The sequence below is a fragment of the Nocardioides dongkuii genome (assembly GCF_014127485.1).
Lineage (GTDB): Bacteria > Actinomycetota > Actinomycetes > Propionibacteriales > Nocardioidaceae > Nocardioides > Nocardioides dongkuii.
Genome location: NZ_CP059903.1, coordinates 252,719 through 270,189 on the forward strand (window position 1 = coordinate 252,719; position 17,471 = coordinate 270,189).

Annotated in this window: 16 protein-coding genes; 3 read left to right on the forward strand and 13 right to left on the reverse strand. The window is 75.7% G+C overall.

Annotated features, from left to right (window positions below; all coding sequences use genetic code 11):
• Window positions 1-25: 25 nt before the first annotated feature.
• The 12 genes from H4O22_RS01205 to H4O22_RS01260 all read right to left on the reverse strand — a co-directional run bounded on the left by H4O22_RS01205 (window position 26) and on the right by H4O22_RS01260 (window position 12,869).
• A complete protein-coding gene (locus tag H4O22_RS01205; RefSeq protein WP_182525309.1) occupies window positions 26-493 on the reverse strand; it encodes a nucleoside deaminase in 468 nt (155 codons plus the stop codon).
• Window positions 490-3,129: a molybdopterin-dependent oxidoreductase gene (locus tag H4O22_RS01210; RefSeq protein WP_182525310.1), complete on the reverse strand. Its 2,640-nt coding sequence runs from the start codon at window positions 3,127-3,129 to the stop codon at window positions 490-492. The genes H4O22_RS01205 and H4O22_RS01210 overlap by 4 nt, the downstream gene beginning before the upstream one ends.
• Window positions 3,126-3,899, reverse strand: coding sequence for an FAD binding domain-containing protein (locus tag H4O22_RS01215; protein ID WP_182525311.1), 774 nt, complete (start codon window positions 3,897-3,899; stop codon window positions 3,126-3,128). The genes H4O22_RS01210 and H4O22_RS01215 overlap by 4 nt, the downstream gene beginning before the upstream one ends.
• Entirely contained in the window at window positions 3,899-4,705 is an 807-nt protein-coding gene (locus H4O22_RS01220) for a MurR/RpiR family transcriptional regulator (RefSeq protein WP_182525312.1), read from the reverse strand. The genes H4O22_RS01215 and H4O22_RS01220 overlap by 1 nt, the downstream gene beginning before the upstream one ends.
• Complete coding sequence (locus H4O22_RS01225) at window positions 4,702-5,961, reverse strand: allantoate amidohydrolase (protein WP_182525313.1); 1,260 nt, start codon at window positions 5,959-5,961, stop codon at window positions 4,702-4,704. Before H4O22_RS01225 ends, H4O22_RS01220 begins: the two co-directional genes overlap by 4 nt.
• Window positions 5,958-7,172, reverse strand: a complete 1,215-nt coding sequence (locus tag H4O22_RS01230) for a pyridoxal-phosphate-dependent aminotransferase family protein (protein WP_220451244.1) — start codon at window positions 7,170-7,172, stop codon at window positions 5,958-5,960. The genes H4O22_RS01225 and H4O22_RS01230 overlap by 4 nt, the downstream gene beginning before the upstream one ends.
• Window positions 7,169-8,497 (reverse strand): allantoinase AllB, encoded by a 1,329-nt coding sequence (allB, locus tag H4O22_RS01235; protein ID WP_182525314.1) that lies wholly within the window; start codon window positions 8,495-8,497, stop codon window positions 7,169-7,171. The genes H4O22_RS01230 and allB overlap by 4 nt, the downstream gene beginning before the upstream one ends.
• The gene (pucL, locus tag H4O22_RS01240; protein WP_182525315.1) at window positions 8,494-9,414 is read right to left on the reverse strand and encodes a factor-independent urate hydroxylase; all 921 of its coding nucleotides are present in this window, start codon (window positions 9,412-9,414) and stop codon (window positions 8,494-8,496) included. Before pucL ends, allB begins: the two co-directional genes overlap by 4 nt.
• Window positions 9,414-9,710, reverse strand: a complete 297-nt coding sequence (locus H4O22_RS01245; RefSeq protein WP_182525316.1) for a hydroxyisourate hydrolase — start codon at window positions 9,708-9,710, stop codon at window positions 9,414-9,416. Before H4O22_RS01245 ends, pucL begins: the two co-directional genes overlap by 1 nt.
• On the reverse strand, window positions 9,707-10,198 hold the full coding sequence (gene uraD / locus H4O22_RS01250; protein ID WP_182525317.1) for a 2-oxo-4-hydroxy-4-carboxy-5-ureidoimidazoline decarboxylase: 492 nt from the start codon (window positions 10,196-10,198) through the stop codon (window positions 9,707-9,709). The genes H4O22_RS01245 and uraD overlap by 4 nt, the downstream gene beginning before the upstream one ends.
• A 74-nt stretch (window positions 10,199-10,272) precedes the next feature.
• Window positions 10,273-11,790, reverse strand: coding sequence for an AtzH-like domain-containing protein (locus tag H4O22_RS01255; protein WP_244963057.1), 1,518 nt, complete (start codon window positions 11,788-11,790; stop codon window positions 10,273-10,275).
• Window positions 11,787-12,869, reverse strand: coding sequence for an acetamidase/formamidase family protein (locus tag H4O22_RS01260; protein ID WP_182525318.1), 1,083 nt, complete (start codon window positions 12,867-12,869; stop codon window positions 11,787-11,789). The genes H4O22_RS01255 and H4O22_RS01260 overlap by 4 nt, the downstream gene beginning before the upstream one ends.
• Before the next feature lie 88 nt (window positions 12,870-12,957).
• On the opposite strand from H4O22_RS01260, the gene H4O22_RS01265 reads away from it, so the two are divergent.
• Window positions 12,958-13,578 (forward strand): class I SAM-dependent methyltransferase, encoded by a 621-nt coding sequence (locus tag H4O22_RS01265; RefSeq protein WP_244963058.1) that lies wholly within the window; start codon window positions 12,958-12,960, stop codon window positions 13,576-13,578.
• Window positions 13,575-14,267 carry an NAD-dependent deacylase gene (locus H4O22_RS01270; RefSeq protein ID WP_182525319.1) on the forward strand — a complete coding sequence of 231 codons (693 nt, stop codon included), beginning with the start codon at window positions 13,575-13,577 and terminating at the stop codon, window positions 14,265-14,267. Before H4O22_RS01265 ends, H4O22_RS01270 begins: the two co-directional genes overlap by 4 nt.
• A 127-nt stretch (window positions 14,268-14,394) precedes the next feature.
• Here the strand turns inward: H4O22_RS01270 and H4O22_RS01275 are convergent, their stop codons facing one another.
• Window positions 14,395-15,150 (reverse strand): TetR/AcrR family transcriptional regulator, encoded by a 756-nt coding sequence (locus H4O22_RS01275; RefSeq protein ID WP_182525320.1) that lies wholly within the window; start codon window positions 15,148-15,150, stop codon window positions 14,395-14,397.
• A 131-nt stretch (window positions 15,151-15,281) separates the two neighbouring features.
• On the opposite strand from H4O22_RS01275, the gene H4O22_RS01280 reads away from it, so the two are divergent.
• Entirely contained in the window at window positions 15,282-17,465 is a 2,184-nt protein-coding gene (locus H4O22_RS01280; protein ID WP_182525321.1) for an MMPL family transporter, read from the forward strand.
• The last annotated feature ends 6 nt before the right edge of the window (window positions 17,466-17,471 follow it).

Genomic DNA, 17,471 nt, shown 5'->3' on the forward strand with positions numbered 1-17,471 from the left:
GGGCCCACTCGTCAGGACGGCCGGGTCAGTAGTGCGTGCGGGCTTCGTGACCGAGCCAGGCCTGGAACGGCGCGAACCGGTCCGCGACCGGCGCCGCGGCGACCGCCATCGGCCAGGTGGCCCGGTCGCGCCCGAGCAGGTCGTAGAACGCGCGGTCGTCGAACCCGCCACGGGCGGCGTCGTCGCGGTCCGCGGCGTACACGACCCGGTCCAGCCGGGCCCAGAGCGCCGCCGACACGCACAGCGGGCACGGCTCGCAGGAGGTGAACAGGGTGCAGCCGACCAGGGAGAAGTCCCGCAGCTCGGCGCAGGCCGCGCGGATCGCCACCACCTCGGCGTGCGCGGTCGGGTCGTGGTCGCGGGTCACCCGGTTGGTGCCGGTGGCGAGGACGGCGCCGTCGCGGACGACGAGCGCGCCGAACGGCCCGCCGCCGGCGGCGACGTTCTCCACGGCAAGCCGGACGGCGCGGTCGAGCCAGGCCTGGTCGGTCATGCGTGCTCCTCGCGGGCCAGCCGCCACAGCCGGTCCCGGCTCATCGGCAGCTCGTGGGGGCGTACGCCGAGGGCGTCGCGGACGGCGTTCGCGACGGCGGGGGCGACCGGGTTGTACGGCGCCTCGCTCATCGACTTGGCGCCGTGCGGTCCGAGCACGTCGTAGGTGTCGGCGAAGAGCACCTCGGTCGTGGGCAGGTCCCCCATCTGCGGGACCCGGTAGTGCCGGAAGGTGCGGGTGGTCACCTCGCCGTCGACGACCCGCACCTCCTCGTAGAGGGCGCTGCCGTAGCCCTGCGCCACGCCGCCCTCGACCTGGCCGCGCAGCTGCTCGGGGTGGAGCGGCACCCCGGCGTCGACGGCCTGCACGGAGTGCAGGACGCGGAGCTCGCCGGTGGCGGGGTCCACGGCGACCCGCACGGCGTGCACGTTGAACGCGACCGACCGCGGGGAGCCGTGGTGCTCGCCGTGCCCGGTGACGACGCCGGTGGCGCCGGCGTCGAGCTGCTTGCGGAGGTCGCGGGCGGCGGCGAGGACCGCGCCGCCGGCGACCACCGAGCCGGTCGACCCGAAGGCGCCGGTGTCGTACGCCGCGGCTTCGGTGTCGCCGGAGCGCAGCCGGACGCGCGCGGGGTCGATGCCGAGCTCGCCGGCCACGAGCTGGACGTGGACGGTCGCGGTCCCGTTGCCGAACTCGGCGGTGCCGACGCCGACCGTGACGGTGTCGTCGTCCTCGCGCGTGACCGTCGCGTCGGCGTGGTGGCCGCGCGGCGGGATCGTGGCGATCATCGCGGCGGCGAGCCCCTCGCCGACCAGCCAGCCGTCGGGGACGGCGGGGGCGTCCGGGTCGGCCGGGTCGTCCGCGAGCGCCGCCTCGGCGAGGTCCAGGCACTGGTCGAGCCCGTAGCTGCCGAAGACCAGGTCGGTGTCCGGGGCGCCGTTGACCACGAAGTCGTCCCCGGGACGGACGACGTTGCGGCGGCGTACCTCCGCGGGGGTGAGGCCGGCCTCGCGGGCCAGCTCGTCGAGGGCCGACTCGATCGCGAAGGCGACCTGGCCCAGGCCGTAGCCGCGGAACGCGCCCGAGGGCGGGTTGTGGGTGTAGACCGCCTCGGCGTCGACCCGCTTGCTGGCGCAGCGGTAGAGCGCCACCGACTCGTGGCAGCCGTGGAAGAGGACGCCGGGCGCGTGGTTGCCGTAGGCGCCGGTGTCGCTGAGGACGTCGAGGCGGATCGCGGTGAGGACGCCGTCGGCGTCGGCGCCCAGCTCGACCTCCACCCGCACCGGGTGGCGGCCGGGGACGAGCGTGAACTGCTCCTCGCGGGTGAGGTCGAGCTGGACCGGCCGGCGCACGCCCGCCTCCGCCAGCCGCAGCACGGCGAGCGCCACCACGTCCTCGACGAGCATCTCCTGCTTGCCGCCGAAGCCGCCGCCGACCCGGCCGGTGGTGACCCGCACCCGGTCGGGGTCCAGCCCCAGCACGTGGGCGAGCTCGTCGCGGACCAGGAACGGCACCTGGGTGCTGCTGCGGACGACCAGCCGGTCGTCGTCGTCGAGCCAGGCGCGGGCGCCGTGGGTCTCGAGCGCGGCGTGGTTGACCCGTCCGCTGCGCCAGGTGCCGGCCACCCGGTGGGCGGCCGCGGCCAGGCCGGCGGCGACGTCGCCGACCTCGCCGTGCGTCCGGGCCACCACGTTGCGGGCCGGGTCCGCGATCCGGGAGCGCGTCGCCGACTTCTCGCCGTGCACGAGCGGGGCGCCCGGGCGGCGGGCCTCCTCCGGGTCGTGGACGGCGGGCAGCACGTCGTACTCCACCCGCAGGAGGGCGAGCGCCTCCTCGGCGACGGCGAGGCTCTCGGCGACCACCGCGGCGACCCGCTGCCCCCGGAACCGGACGACGTCGTCGAGGAGCCGGGTGTCGTCGGGGTCGTCGAGCCGGCTGTCGTGGCGGGCGGTGGAGAACAGCACGTCCGGGGCGTCGCGGTGGGTCAGGACGAGGCGGACGCCGGGGAGCGCCTCGGCGCGGCTGGTGTCGAGGGCGGTGATCCGGGCGTGCGCGTGCGGGCTGGTCAGCAGCTTCAGGTGCAGGACGCCGTCGGTGGGGAGGTCGAGGGTGTACGCCTCGCGCCCGGTGACGATCCGGGGCCCCGCCGGCGCCGGCGTCGAGCAGCCGACGGACCGCCCGTCGCCGCAGCCGCCCCCGACGTTGGTGCGCCCCGCGAGCGCGTCGCGGATCGACCGGTAGCCGGTGCAGCGGCACAGGTTGCCCTTGAACGCCGCCTCCAGGCCGTCGGCGGCCACGGTGCCGTCGGGGTCGGCGAGCGCGGTGGCGGTGACGACGTACCCGGCGGTGCAGAAGCCGCACTGGAACCCCTGGGCGTCGAGGAAGCGCTGCTGCACGGGGGAGGGCGCGTCCGGCGTGCCGAGGCCGTGGGCGGTGGTGACCTCGCACCCGGCCGCCCGGACGGCGGGGTGCACGCAGGAGTGCACCGGCACCCCGTCGACCAGGACCGTGCAGGCGCCGCAGTCGCCGGCGTCGCAGCCCTTCTTCACCGCCGTGGTGCCGGTCTCGCGCAGCCACGAGCGCAGGCACTGCCCGGGGGCGGGCTCGCCGCGCACCGGCGTCCCGTCGACGATCATGCGGCGGCCCCCCGGAGCTCCGCGACGACCTGGCGGGCGAGCGTGGCGGTCACCGACGCGCGCCAGTCGGGGGCGCCGTGCGGGTCGTCGTACCAGCAGTCGACCGCGGCGAGCCCCTCCTCGAGACGCCCCGCGGCGAGCACCACGGGCCGGGTGGTGGCAGCGGTGACGGTCACCCGGTCGCCGACGCCGATGACCACCGCCGAGGACCGACCGTGCGGCGTGAGCGCGATCCGGCGGAACGCCGTGGGCGCGGCCAGCGCGTCGAGGGGTACGTCGACCGCGCGCAGCACCTCGCCGGGGGCCAGGGAGGTGTCCCGGACGCCGCGCACCAGCTCGGCGACCGGCTCGCGCCGCTCCCCGCCGCCGGGGGTCCAGACGACGGCGGTCCCGTCGAGTGCCGCGGCGAGCGAGGTCATCGCGCCGGCCGGCAGCGCCAGCGCGATGTTGCCGCCGACGGTCGCGGCGTGCTGGATCTTGAACGACATGAGGAAGGCATCGGCGGCCGCCCGGACCAGCGGGGCGAGCCTGCCGAGGAGCGGCGAGGAGACCAGCTCGGCGACGGTGCAGGTGGCGGCGATGCGCAGGGTCCCCCCGACGACCTCCACCGGAGGCCAGCCCAGCGCGGTCAGGTCGACCAGCCCCGAGGTGCCGGGCTGGGGCTCGGAGAAGAGCCAGGTGCCGCCGGCGAGGAGCGTCTCGCCGGGGGCCAGCCGGAGCTCGTCGCGGTCGGCGGGGCGCCGGAACGAGCGCACCGTGTGCAGGTCCATCACTCCACCTCCCCGAGCGCGGCGTAGGTGCGGCTGATGGCGCTGACCCGGTCCCGGGCGGGCCGGCCGCGGGCCGACAGCACGGCGTCGGCGAGCACGCTGACCAGGCTCATCGCCGCGGCGTAGCTGTCGAAGGCCAGGCCGCCCTGGACCGGGCACTCCAGCCACACGCCGGCCCGGCGGGCCAGCGGCAGGGCGGTCGGGTCGGCGACCAGCACGACGTCCGCGCCGGTCGCGCAGGCGGCGTCGAGGAACTCCGCGAAGCCCTGGGGTCGGCGCCGGAACCCGACGACGACCACGGCGTCGCCGGGCCCGAGGTCGGCGAGCTCCTCGCCCAGGACCTGGCCGGGCAGCGGCGCGAGGGTCACCCCCGCCCGGGCCTGCACCAGCTGCTGGCGCAGGTGCAGGGCGACCGGGTGGCTGTTGCGCCAGCCGACCACCAGCAGCCGGCCGGCTCCGGCGAGCAGGAGCGCGGCGTCCCGGAGCGCCGCCTGGGAGACGGTGCGCGCGATCGCCTCGCCCTCGACGGCGACGTGCACGGCGAGGTCGGGGCTGCCGTCCACCCGGCGGGGCTCGCCCGCCGTGCGCAGCGCCCGCAGGTGCTCGCGCACCTCGTCGAAGTCGGCGAAGCCCAGGCTGCGGAACAGCCGGCTCATGGTCGCCTTGCTGACGCCGGCGAGCGTGGCGAGCTCGGCGGCGCGGTACGTCGCGAGGTCGTCGAGGTGCTCCAGCAGGGTGGCCGCCGCCTTCTGCTCCTGGGGCGACAGGTCGCCGTGCGCATGCGCGATCCGCTCGTCGATCCTCACGCCGCGCCCCCCGCCGCCCGGGCGTCGACGTCGCGGGCCACGGCCAGCACGGCCTGCTCGAGCGCGGCGATGCCGCGCGCGACGTCGATCTCGCGGACGTCCTCCGCCGGGTGGTGGCTGATCCCGTCGTGGCAGCGCAGGAAGAGCATGCCGACGTCGGTCACGGCGGCGAGCGCCATCGCGTCGTGACCCGCCCGGCTCCACAGGCCCGGCGGCGACGGCTGGCCGGTGCTGCGGATCCCGTCGACCACCGCGCGCTGCAGCCAGGGGGCGCACGGGGCCGCCGGGGCGGAGTGCGTCTCGACCACCTCCAGCCGGAGGCCGCGGTCGGTGCAGAGGCCGACGGCGGCGGCCTGCATCCGCTCCCACATGGCGTCGCGCACCGCGTCGTTCGCCGCGCGCAGGTCGAGGGTGAGGTCGACCCGGCCCGGCACCACGTTCACCGCGCCCGGCGAGACCTCCAGCCGCCCGACCGTCGCGATGCAGCCGTGGTCGCCGGTGGCGCGGGCGAGCCGCTCGATGGCGGTCACCACCTCGCTGGCGCCGACGAGCGCGTCCCGCCGCCGGGAGTACGGCGTCCCGCCCGCGTGCCGGGCCTCGCCGAGCACGGTCAGGTGGAACCGGCGCGCGCCGGCGATGGTCGTGACGTAGCCGAGGGAGGCGTCGGCGGCCTCCAGGTGCGGCCCCTGCTCGATGTGCGCCTCGAGGTAGCCGACGAGCTCCTCGGGCCGCCGGGCCGCCCCGCCGACCCGGTCCGGGTCCAGCCCGAAGTCGCGGAACGCCTGCGCCAGGGTGGTGCCGTCGCGGTCCCGCAGCGCCCACCAGGCGTCGTCCCAGGTGCCGGCCAGCGCCCGGCTGCCGAGCAGCGCGGTGCCGAACCGGGCGCCCTCCTCGTCGCCGAAGCCGACCACCTCCAGCGCGAACGGGAGGCCGGCGGTGTCCCGGAGGCGCTCGACGACGGCGAGGGCCATGACCACGCCGAGCGGGCCGTCGTACCGCCCGGCGTCGGGGACGGTGTCCAGGTGCGATCCGAGCAGCAGCGCCGGCAGCCCGGGGGTGCGGCCCTCCCGCCGGCCGCACTGGTTGCCCGCCCCGTCCTGCCACGGCCGCAGGCCGGCCTCCTGCATCCAGTCGGCGACCAGCGCGTTGGCGCGGGCGTGCTCGGGGGTGAGGTGCACCCGCTCGAGCGCGTCCGGCCGGCTGCTGAGCGTCGCGAGCTCGGCGCAGCGGGCGAGCGCCCGGGCCTCGGCGCTCACGCGTAGACCTCGCGCGCGGCGCCGACCCCGCCGCCGGCGGTCAGGGGTACGCCGGCCGCGCGCAGCACCTGCTCGAGCGCGGCCAGGGTGGTGAGGACCGCGTCGCGGCGGGCGTTGTGGCCCATCGTCCCGATCCGCCAGACCCTGCCGTGCAGGGGGCCGAAGGAGGTGCCGATCTCGATGCCGTAGTCCTCCAGCAGGGCCGCCCGGGCCCGGTCGCCGTCGACGCCGTCGGGGATCTCGACCGCGACCACGTTGTGCATCTTGTGGGCGACGTCGCCGAAGACCGCGAGCCCGAGCCCGCGGACCCCCTCGAGCATCGCCCGCCCGTGCCGCTCGTGGCGTGCCACGGCCTCGTCCAGGCCCTCGTCGACGAGCAGCCGGGCGCACTCGCGGGCGCCGTACAGCATCGTGGTGGCCTCGGTGTGGTGGTTGAGGCGGCGCGGCCCCCAGTAGTCCATGACCTGCGCGAGGTCGAGGTAGTTGCTGGCGATCCGGGTGCCGCGGCCCTGCTCGCCGTCCGCCCGGATACCGGCCTCGACGTGCTTGCGGGCGTCCACCACGGCGACCGCGCGCGGGGAGAGCGTGATCGGCGCGCTGCCCGACGGCCCGCCGAGGCACTTCTGCAGCCCGGCCGTCACGACGTCGAGGCCCCAGGCGTCGGTCTCCAGCAGGTTCCCGCCGAGCGAGGCCGTGGCGTCGACGTAGAGCAGGGCGTCGTGGCGCCGGCAGATCTCGCCGAGGTCAGCGAGCGGCTGGCACATCGTGGTGGAGGTGTCGCCCTGCACCGTGGCCACGAGCTTGGGCCGCACCGCGGCGACCGCCGCCTCGAGCTGCTCCGGCGCGAACACCTCGCCCCACGGCACCTCGACGGTGTGCACCTCGGCCCCGCACCGCTCGGCGATCTCGACCAGCAGGTGCCCGAACCGCCCGAGCACCGGCACCAGCACCCGGTCGCCGGGCTCGAGCAGCGAGACCAGCGCGGCCTCGATGCCGGCGCGGGACGTGCCGTCGACCAGGAGGGTCTGCTCGTTGCGGGTGCGGAACACCTCGCGGTAGAGCGCCATCGTCTCGGTCATGTACGCCGTCATCGCGGGGTCGTACTGCCCGACCAGCTGGGCCGACATCGCCCGCAGGACGCGGGGGTCGGCGTTGACCGGCCCCGGCCCCATCAGCAGCCGCGGCGGCGGGTCGACCTGGGCGGTCCTCATCGGTCCCTCGCGATCGTCCGGCCCCAGCCGTGGTCGGCCTCGAGCCGGCCGCGCAGGAGGGTGTGGGTGACCCGGCCGGCGAGCCGGAGCCCGTCGTACGCCGTCACCGGGTTGCGGTGGGCGAGCGCCGCGGCGTCCACCGCGGTCACCGCCGCGGGGTCGTGGACGACGAGGTCGGCGTCGGCGCCGACGGCGATCCGGCCCTTGGCGTGGAGCCCGACGAGGTCGGCGGTGCCGGTGGCCATCCACCGGGCGACGTGCTCGATGCCGACGCCGCGGGCGGCCGCCTCGGCCGCGACGGCGGTGAAGCCGACCTGCAGGCCGGAGACGCCGCCCCAGGCCTGCTGGAGGTCGCCGCCGCCGCGGGTCTTCTCCTCGACCGTGGCGGGGGAGTGGTCGGAGACGACGACGTCGATGACGCCGGCGAGCAGCGCCTGCCAGAGCTCGTCGCGGTTGCCGGCGTCGCGGATCGGCGGGCAGCACTTGAACTGCGGCGCGGCGTCGGGGATGGAGCCCGCGTCCAGGCACAGGTAGTGCGGGCAGGTCTCGACCGTGACCGGGAGGCCCTCGGCCCGGGCGTCGGCGAGCAGGTCGAGCGCCCGCGCGCTGGAGAGGTGCAGGACGTGCACCCGCGCGCCGGTCGCGCGGGCCCCGTCGAGGACGCGGCGGATCGCGGCGGTTTCCGCCTCGTCGGGCCGGGAGAGGAGGAAGTCGGCGTACGCCGGGCTCGGCGGGTGCGGGGCGGCCTCCAGCACGCCGGGGTCCTCGGCGTGGACGACGAGCAGGGCGTCCAGCCGCTCCACCTCGGCGAGCGCGGCCGCGAACCCGGCGTCGTCGAGCGGCGGGAACTCCTCGACCCCCGACGGCGAGAGGAAGCACTTGAAGCCCAGGACGCCCGCCTCGTGCAGCGGCTCGAGGTCGGCGAGGTTCCCCGGCACGGCCCCGCCCCAGAACGCGACGTCGACGGCGAGCTGCCCGTCGGCCGCCTCCTGCTTGGCGCGCAGCCCGGCCACCGTGGTGGTGGGCGGCACGGAGTTGAGCGGCATGTCGACGAGCGTCGTGACGCCGCCGAGGTGCGCGGCGCGGGTGCCGGTCGCGAACCCCTCCCAGTGCGTGCGGCCGGGCTCGTTGACGTGCACGTGGGTGTCCACCACCCCGGGCAGGACGCACGAGCCGTCCGGCACCTCGAGCACCCGCCCCTCGAGGGGGTGGTCGAGCGGATGGACGCCGGTGATCCGGCCCTCGGCGACCGTGACGGTGGCGGGCCGCAGCGTCCCGTCGACCAGCACCCGCTGGGCGCGCACCGCCGCGACCGCGCCGGTCACGCGAACCCCGCCACGGTCGCCCAGGCCCGCGGCTCGCGGGCGTCGCCCTCGCGCTCGACGGTCGCCTGGATCAGCCCGTAGGGACGGTCCGCGGCGAGGAACACCTCGCCCGGGTTGTCCAGCCCGAACGGCGCCAGGTCGACCAGGAAGTGGTGCTTGTTGGGACAGGACAGCCGGACCTCGGCGATCCCGGGGAAGGCCTCCAGGACCGCCCGGCCCATCGCGAAGATGGTCTGCTGCAGGGCGAGGGAGTGCAGGTCCGCGAAGGTGGCGAGCAGCAGGTCGCGCACCGCGGCGTACGTCGCGTCGAAGTCGTCCGGGAGCGCGGCGTACCGCCACCAGGCTGTGACCTCGGTGGCCAGGATCCGGTCGTCGGTCTCCGGGAGGGTCGTGTAGCGGTCGCGGGGGAAGCCGTGGAACTCCGATCCGGTCGACTTCAGCACCGTGCAGTCCTTGAGCCCGCTGACGACGAAGACCTCGTCGCCGTCGCGCTGCACCACGGTCGTGCGGGTCTCGCGGCCGGGGCGCACGAAGGAGTGGTCGTGCGGGGCGCCGTCGACGACGATCCGGTCCCAGGCGTGCTGCTCGGCCTCCCAGCGGCCGCCGCTGACCCACGGGAAGCCGTCGACGAAGTGGTCGGCCAGCCGCAGCAGGAAGGCCTCGGGCGCGCCGACGCCGTGCTCGCGGGCGAAGGCGTAGACGGTGTTCTTCTGGGTGTCGGTGGCCACCACCTGGCTGTTGTCGCCGTCGGTGTGGCACGCAGCGAAGTCGCCGCGCAGCTGCGAGGTGACGGTCAGGTCGGTGATCCGGTGCCTTCCCGTGGTCGAGGCTGTCGAGACCCCTCGGTCGACCCGGACCAGGCGGCACTCCGCCTTGCCGTACTGGTTCTCGCCGAGGACGACGTCGCCGCGCGCCATCAGCTGCCCTTGTACGTCGTGTAGGCGAACGGGCTGAGCAGCAGCGCCACGTGGTGGTGCGGCTCGGTCGCGTCGACGGTGAAGTCGACGCGGACCACGGGGTGGAAGGCGGTGGCCGTGGCGAACGTCAGCGCGTGGTGCCCGCCGGGGAGGTCGGTGTCGAAGCGCGCCCGACCGTCGGCGTCGGTGACGCCGCGCGCCAGCTCGGCGCCGGCACCGTCGGCGAGGACGACCTCGATCCCGGCCGCCGGGGCGCCGGCGGCGGCGTCGAGGACGTGGGTGGACAGGGTGGTCACGCGAAGAGCCCCCTCAGCCGCAGCGCGGCGATCTCGGCGAGCTCGCCGCGGGTGACCCCGAGCTCGGTGGTCGGGTCGTTCCCGAGGCGCTGCTCGAGCCGGGCGAGCACCTCCTCGGCGCTGCGTCCGGCGGCCCGGATGAGGAACACCCGCCCGAACCGCTCCTCGTACGCCGCGTTGCCGGCCGCGATCCGCTGTTGCAGGTCCGCCTCGGTCGAGACGCCGGACTGCTCGCGCGCCGACATGGCGGCGCTCGCGCCGGTGCCGGCGTGCCGCTCGCCGATCCGCGGGTGGTCGGCCAGGGCCAGCTCGACCTCGTCGTCGGTCCACGCCGCCGCCAGCCGCTCGGCGTGCGCGACCAGGGCGTCGACGTCGGGGTAGGGCCGGCCGGCGACGAGCGCGTCGACCCAGGACGGGATGTCGGCGCAGGGCCGGACCAGGTCGGCCGCCGCGGCCTGGTCCATCGCGTTGAGCTGCTCGATCCGCACGTCCACTCCTTCCGGGAGCGGTTGAAACTGTCATTGCCGGATGTCGGCGGATCGAAACCGGGATTTCGGTGGCGTTACGGTCGCGGCGCCTGCGTTTCAGCCGCGAGCCGGAGCAGGTCCTGGTCGCGCCCGGCGGCCGCGACCAGGCAGGCGCCGGCGGGCAGCCCGCCCGCCTGCACCGGCATGGTGACGGCGGGGAGCCCCGCGAGCCCGGCCAGGCAGGTGAGGCGCAGCGTGGCCTCGCGGGTCGCCGCGACGTCGTCACCGACGCGCGGCGCCACCGAGGACGCCGCGGGGAGCAGCAGCACCCGTCTCCCGACCAACGACCGCACCGCGGCCCGCGCCCCGCGCGCGACGGCCCGGGCCGCGTCGGCCTGCCCGTCGGTGACCGTGCGGGCGTGCTCGAACCGGCCGCGCACGTCGGGTCCGAGCACGTCCAGCCGGCCCTCGAGCCAGGCGCCGTGCGACTGCCAGGCCTCCCAGGCCTGCACGGTCCGGAACGCGTCCAGCCAGCGGTCCAGGTCGCCGAGCGGCCACTGCTCCACGGTGGCCCGGCGGCCGCCCGGGACCGCCGTGCGGACCGCGGCCGCGACCGCCGGCTCGGCCAGGCGGAGCAGCTGGGGGACCAGCACGACCTCGTCGGTGCCGGCCCGGTCCTCGTCGGCCGGGGGCAGCAGCACCTCGCCGACGGCGGCGAGCGTCGCGGCGTCCCGGGCCAGCCACCCGACCGCGTCGTACGACGGCGCGAGCGGCACCAGCCCGTCGACCGGCACCGCGCTGTGGGTGGTCCGGATCCCGAAGAGCCCCTGGTACGCCGCCGGCACCCGGATCGAGCCGCCGGTGTCGGTGCCGAGCCCGATCGTCGCGTGCCCGAGGGACACCGCCGTCGCGGAACCGGAGGACGAGCCGCCGGGGAGCCGGTACGGCGCGCGCGGGTTCGGCGGGGTGCCCGTGTGGTGGTTGGCGCCGGCCAGCGACCAGGCGAGCTCGTCGGTGCGGGCGATCCCGCGGACGTCGGCCCCGGCCTCGAGCAGCCGGGCCACCGCGTGCGCGTGCTCGCCGGCGGTCGGCGAGGTGGCCAGCCAGGCGGGGTTGCCGGCCCCGGTGCGGTGGCCGGCGACGGCGTACAGGTCCTTGACGGCGACGCTCTGCCCGGCGAGCGGGCCGTCGCCGCTCCCGGGGACGAGCGGGTCGCCGACGACCCGCCAGACGCGGGTGTCGAGCGCGGGGGCGGGGACGGAGACGTGGGCGGCGGTGACCTGCCAGCCGTCCGGGCCGCGGGCCCACAGCTGGGTCTGCTGGCCGCGGCCGCCGCGCTCGAGCTCGGTGACGGCGACGACGAGCGCGTGGTCCTCGTCGATGGTCTGCACGTGGGTCTGCACCAGGCGCCGCCGGGGGGCGCCGCCGCGGCTCCCGCGGAACGCGCTGATCGCCTCGTGGCCGACCAGCAGGCCCTGGGCGTCGCCGCGCAGGGTGGTCGGGCCGGGGGCGAAGAGCCGGTCCAGGGCCGGGACGTCGTCCTCCATCAGCGCGCGCTCGTAGTCCCGGAACGCCTCGACGAGACCGGCGGGGACGGGAGTCGGGGCGCTCACCGGGCGCTCCCTGGGCTCGCGGGGAAGTCCGACTTCCGGATCCGGGCGTGCACGCCCTTCACCACGTCGACCACCTGGGAGATCTCGAAGTCGGTCGCGGCGCTGAGGTAGGCGTACGCGAGCCGGCGGTCCATGCCGTACGCCGCGCCCAGCAGCGCGATCGCGGCGCGGACGCAGTTCTGGACCGCCACGTCGAGGTCGGGGTCCATCCCGGTCGGCACCAGGTGCTCGGCGGTCTCTGCGAGCGGCCCGGCGAGCTCGCCGAACCGGCGTACCGCCTCCTCGCGGGGGACGACGTCGAGGCGCACCGTCGCCCGCAGCGGCGCCTCCATCGCGGTCAGCGAGACCTCCCCGTTCCCCTGCGCGAAGTGCGGGTCGCCGACGTACGCCAGGGCGCCGGGGACCTGGACGGGGAGGTAGAGCGTGGCGCCGACGGTGAGCAGGTTGATGTCGACGTTGCCGCCGTGCGGCCCGGGCGGCACCGAGTGCGGCCGCTCGCCGCCCGGCACGGCCACGCCCATGATGCCGAGGAACGGCGCGAGCGGGAACGCCACCGTCGGCTCGGCGTCCGGGCGCAGGGGAAGGAGCCCGGACGCGCCGTCGTCGCTGACGCGGGCGAAGACCGAGAAGCAGGGCGCGGCGTCGAGCGGGTACTCGCCGGGCAGCGCGCCGCGGCCGTGCCGGTTGGAGATCACGCCGTACGGCACGCGGGGCAGGGTCTCCACGACGGTCATCGCGAGCAGGTCGCCCGGCTCGGCGCCCGCGACGCGCACCGGGCGGGAGACGACGTGCGGGCCGTCGACGCCGAAGACCCGCGGCAGGTCGCTCGCCGCCACCGCCACGGCGTCCTCGAGCACGTCGTGCACGCCGTGCTCGCCGAAGTAGCGGCGCGGGTCGCGGCCCTGGTCCTCGAGGATCCCCTCGTGGCTGACGGTGTCGAAGGTGACCTCGGTCCCCGGGTCGACGGTGAGCACCGGGTCGTCCGCCGCGCACGGCAGCCGGCCCCACAGGACGTGCTCGGGGCTCGCCGGGAGGTAGGTCGAGGACCGGATCGGGCCGACGCCGGGCTGCAGGATCACGTCGAGGACCGTACGGACGCCGTGTTTCGGCTGTGTTCCAGCGCGACTAGGGTCTTCGGGTCGACGACCGAGGACCGGGAGGCACCACGTGACCACGCGGTGGGAGCGGATCGCCCGCGCACAGGCCGGGCGCGACTACGCCACGACGTACGCCGAGCGGTTCCGGAGTCTGGCGGCTGACGGGCAGGACGTGCACGGCGAGGCGGCCCTGGTCGCGCGGCTGGTCGACCCGCCGGCACGGGTCCTGGACGCGGGCTGCGGCACCGGGCGGATCGCCGTGCACCTCGACGGGCTGGGGTACGCCGTCACCGGCGTCGACGTCGACCCGGCGATGCTCGCCGTGGCCCGCGCCGAGGCGCCCGGGCTCGACCTGCGCGAGGCGGACCTGGCGACCCTCGACCTCGGCGGCGCCTTCGACCTGGTGCTGCTGGCCGGCAACATCGTGCCGCTGCTCGAGCCGGGCACCCTCGGCCCGGTGTGCGAGCGGCTCGCGGCCCACACCGCCCCCGACGGCGTGGTGGTCTGCGGCTTCGGCCTGGACGCCGACCACCTGCCGGGCGACTGCCCGGTGACGCCGGTCGCCGACCTCGACGCCGCGATGGCCGCCGCCGGGCTGGTGCCGGTCGCGCGGTACGGCACCTGGGACGGCGACCCCTTCGACGAGGCCGCCGGCTACGTCGTGACCGTGCACGGCAGGAGCGCCCGATGAGGGTGGTGGTGCTGACCGGCGCCGGGATCTCGGCAGAGAGCGGGGTGCCGACGTTCCGCGACTCCGACGGGCTCTGGGAGGGGCACCGGGTCGAGGACGTCGCGACGCCGGAGGGGTACGAGCTCAGCCCCTCGCGGGTGCACGCCTTCTACGACGCGCGCCGCGCGGCGCTGGCCGCCGTCGTACCGAACCCGGCGCACCACGCGCTCGCGCGCCTCGAGACGGCCCTCGGCGACGACCTGCTCGTGGTGACCCAGAACATCGACGACCTGCACGAGCGTGCCGGCCTGACCCGCGTCCTGCACATGCACGGCGAGCTGCTGTCCGCGCTGTGCCGCGGCTGCGGCGGGCGGGTCCGCTGGCCCGACCCGCTCTCCGACCTGCCGCCCTGCCCCCGCTGCGGCGTGTGCGAGCTGCGTCCCGACGTCGTGTGGTTCGGCGAGGTGCCCTACGAGATGGACCGCATCCACGACGCCCTCAGCACCTGCGACCTCTTCGTCTCCGTCGGCACCTCGGGGGCGGTCTACCCCGCCGCCGGGTTCGTGCAGGCCGCCCGCGCGTACGGCGCCCGCACCCTCGAGCTCAACCTGGTCCCCTCCGAGGGGACCGACTGGTTCCACGAGGCCCGCCACGGCCCCGCCTCCGTCCTCGTCCCCGCCTGGGTGGACGAGCTCGGCCTGCCGGGGTAGTCCGACACACCTGTGTCGTGAAAGCGGCCTTGAACAGCACGTGTGTGTCGGAGTATCCCGCCGGGCCGGGATAGTCCGGCACGTTCCTGCTGCGATCGGCCCTCGGTGACGACCGGAGCGTGCCGGACTACCTCGCGAGCCGGGCGCGGATGAGGGCCTCGAGGCGGGGGAAGTCGTCCTGCACGCCGATGACGGGGGCGTAGCCGCGGACGACGTCGACGAACATCTCGCCGCTCTCGATGATGCGGGGGTCCATGTGACCGAAGACCTCGAGCGCGACCACGCCGTACAGGCGGGTCCAGCCCTGCATGAAGACCCAGACCAGGCCGCGGTGCTCGCGGGGGATGGTGTCGGTCTCGGCGGGGATGAGCGGGTCGAGCACCGCTTCCAGGACGGGCGGCGGCAGGTCGTCGAGCGCCGGCAGCGGGTGCTGGTTGGACTCCCACAGCCGCCGCAGCTGGCCGGTGAACAGGTGGCCGGAGGTCGCGACCGTCAGCAGCTCGCGCCGGGTGCAGCCCGCGTCGGCGATCGGGTTGGCGAAGACCAGGCCGAACTCGCGTGGTGAGGCGAGCGCCCACTGCCGGAACTCGGTGACGGAGACGCACAGCCGGCCCGCGTGGTCGTCCTCGGGCAGCTCGTCGGCGGCCGCAGCGAAGACCGCCGTCGCCGCCTTGTCGATCTCGAAGGCGACCAGGTCGACGAGCTCCTGGTAGCTCGCGACGTAGCGGTAGAGCGCCGGCGCGGTCATCCCCATCCGGCCCGCCACCGCCCGCAGGGACAGCTCCGCCCCGTCGGCCAGCAGGGCCCGGGACGCGCGCACGATCTCGTCGTACGTCGCCTCCCGCTGCCGCTCCCGCCGCGTCGGCTCCTGCGTCGTCCCCACGGGCACCTCTTCCGCTCAGCCGGACCGGGCGGTCCGAGGAAAACCGTTGACGAACAAAGTTTACACCGTTTACCGTTAACGGCGTTCACTTTACTGAGGCATGTTCACCAGACGCGGAAGAGGCAACGACCATGATCGATCGATGGGGCACCTTCCTGGCCCGCAGGGCGCTGGCCGTCCTGCTCGCCGGGCTCGCCGTGGCGGTCGCCGCCGGAGCGTACGGGCTCGGGGTCTTCGACTCCCTGTCGCAGGGCGGGTTCGACGACCCCGACTCGGAGAGCTCGCGCGAGCTGGTCGCCGAGCAGGACGCCTTCGGCAACCAGTCGGTCGACGTCGTGGCGATCTACTCCAGCGCCGACCTCACCGCCGACGATCCGGAGTTCCGGGCCGCGGTCGAGGGGGTCGTTTCCGGGATCCCGGACGGCGTCGTGTCGTCGGTGGTGCCCTACTACGACGCCGAGCGGCCCGGCCTGGTCAGCGCCGACGGGCACGCCGCGCAGGTGCAGATCTCGCTGGCGGGCCGGACGCAGGGCGACTTCCTCGAGAGCTACGACGAGCTCAGCCCGGCGCTCGACGCCGAGGGGCTCGAGACCGACCTGGCCGGCAGCTACGCGGTCTTCACCGACGTCAACGAGATCACCTCCGAGGACCTCAAGCGCGCCGAGCTGATCTCGATGCCGGTCGTGCTGCTGCTCGCGCTGCTGATCTTCGGCAGCCTGGTCGCGGCCAGCATGCCGGTCCTCGTCGGCGCCCTGGCCATGGTCGGCGCGCTCGCCGTCGTGCGGCTGCTCACCCACGTCACCGACGTCTCGGTGTTCTCGGTCAACGTCATCTCGCTGCTGGGCATCGGCCTGGCGATCGACTACGCGCTGTTCGTGATCAGCCGGTTCCGCGAGGAGCTCGCCGCGCTGCCGGCCGACCACCCCGACGCCGCCGCGATCGCGATCCGCCGCACGATGACCACCGCGGGCCGCACGGTGCTGTTCTCGGGCCTCACCGTCGCCGCGGCGATGTCGAGCCTGCTGATCTTCCCCCAGGCCTTCCTCAAGAGCATGGGGTACGGCGGGATCGCGGCCGTGCTGGTCGCGATGCTGGCGGCGCTCACCGTCCTGCCCGCCGCGCTGCGGCTGCTCGGTCGCCGGGTCGACGCCGGCCGGCTCCCGTGGCGCCGGCACCGTGCGGTCGCGACCGACGACGTGCACGGCCGCTGGGCGCGCCTGGCCCGCGGCGTGATGCGCCGGCCGGTCGCGGTCATCGCGGTGACGGTCGTGGTGCTGCTCGCGGTCGCCTCCCCGTTCCTCGGCGCCCGCTGGGGCAGCGTCGACCACCGCGTCCTGCCCGAGGACGCGCCCGCGCACGCCGCGTCTGACAAGCTCGCCGAGGAGTTCGGTCCCGAGCAGTCGACGGCCAGCCTGCTGCTGCGGGGCGCCGACGAGCAGGAGGTCGCGGCGTACGTCCGCGAGGTCGAGCAGACCGACGGCGTCCTGGGCGTGCAGCCGGTCGCCCGCGACGGCGACGCCACCCTGCTGCGCGCCGCGTGGGAGGGCAACGGGCAGACCGAGGCCTCGCAGGACCTGGTCACCCAGCTGCGCGAGATCGAGCCGGCCTCGGGCACCGTGCTGGTCGGCGGCCAGACCGCCGCGACCGTCGACCTCGTCGACTCGGTGGGCAGCCACCTGCCATGGATGGGCCTGATCGTGGTCGGGGTGATGCTGGTGCTGCTCTTCCTGGCGTTCGGCTCGCTGGTGCTGCCGGTCAAGGCGGTGCTGATGAACCTCTTCTCGATCACCGCGTCCTTCGGCGTGGTCACCTGGATCTTCAGCGACGGCCACCTCTCCGGCCTGCTCGGCTTCACCCCGCAGGGGTTCCTCGACGCGACCAACCCGATCCTGATGCTGGCGATCCTCTTCGGCCTCTCCATGGACTACGAGGTGTTCCTGCTCTCGCGGGTCCGCGAGCAGTGGGACCGGACCGGCGACAACGACCTCGCCGTCGCGACCGGCGTGCAGAAGACCGGCCGGATCATCACCAGCGCCGCGCTGCTGCTGGCCGTGGTGATCGGCGCGTTCGGGACCAGCGGAATCGTGTTCATGAAGATGCTCGGCATCGGCATGCTGGTCGCGCTGCTCATCGACGCCACCATCGTCCGCGCGCTGCTCGTGCCGGCCACGATGAAGCTGCTCGGCGACTGGAACTGGTACGCCCCCGGTCCCCTCCGTCGCTGGTGGGACCGGCACGGCTTCCGCGAGGGCGCGGAGCCGGTCGCACCGGTGCCGCACGACCCCGTGGCCGGGACGTCGACCTCTGTAGGCTGAGGCGGT

Excerpts from the sequence above, each read along its gene's own strand:
- H4O22_RS01205 (WP_182525309.1), bottom strand. The coding sequence starts at position 493 with ATGACCGACCAGGCCTGGCTCGACCGCGCCGTCCGGCTTGCCGTGGAG.
- H4O22_RS01210 (WP_182525310.1), bottom strand. The coding sequence starts at position 3,129 with ATGATCGTCGACGGGACGCCGGTGCGCGGCGAGCCCGCCCCCGGGCAG.
- H4O22_RS01215 (WP_182525311.1), bottom strand. The coding sequence starts at position 3,899 with ATGGACCTGCACACGGTGCGCTCGTTCCGGCGCCCCGCCGACCGCGAC.
- H4O22_RS01230 (WP_220451244.1), bottom strand. The coding sequence starts at position 7,172 with ATGAGGACCGCCCAGGTCGACCCGCCGCCGCGGCTGCTGATGGGGCCG.
- pucL (WP_182525315.1), bottom strand. The coding sequence starts at position 9,414 with ATGGCGCGCGGCGACGTCGTCCTCGGCGAGAACCAGTACGGCAAGGCG.
- H4O22_RS01270 (WP_182525319.1), top strand. The coding sequence starts at position 13,575 with ATGAGGGTGGTGGTGCTGACCGGCGCCGGGATCTCGGCAGAGAGCGGG.
- H4O22_RS01280 (WP_182525321.1), top strand. The coding sequence starts at position 15,282 with ATGATCGATCGATGGGGCACCTTCCTGGCCCGCAGGGCGCTGGCCGTC.